The organism is Saccharothrix sp. ST-888, assembly GCF_000955975.1.
Taxonomy (GTDB): domain Bacteria; phylum Actinomycetota; class Actinomycetes; order Streptomycetales; family Streptomycetaceae; genus Kitasatospora.
In genome coordinates, this window is the sequence record NZ_JYJF01000926.1 from 1 (window position 1) to 309 (window position 309).

The following is a 309-nucleotide window of genomic DNA, read 5'->3' on the forward strand; positions in this document are numbered from 1 at the left end:
GACGCGGGTGTGGTGGGCGGCGACGGTCTTGTCGGCGGCGTCGCCGAGGTTGTGCCACAGATGCCATGCGTCGTCGACCTGCACTGCTTGCGGGGCGCCGCTGCGGGCGCCCTGGGCATAGGCTTCGGCGCCGTCCCGGGCGATGATTCTCCACTCCGGATTGCCCCTTCGGCAAGCGGCCCGCCGTTTCGCCTTCCCGCCCGGCAGGAACTTCACCCGGCGCCGTCTTTTCCGGGTCCACAGGATCGTGGCGTACGAGTCCCCCTTCCGCAGGGCGAAATCATCGACACCGAGCACACGGATCTGTCC

The 309-nt window shown here is 69.3% G+C and carries 1 protein-coding gene; it reads right to left on the reverse strand.

Annotated features, from left to right (window positions below; genetic code table 11):
• Nucleotides 1-297: transposase (locus tag UK12_RS42605; RefSeq protein WP_231591531.1), on the reverse strand; the 297-nt coding region annotated here is incomplete at its 3' end.
• Nucleotides 298-309: the final 12 nt, after the last annotated feature.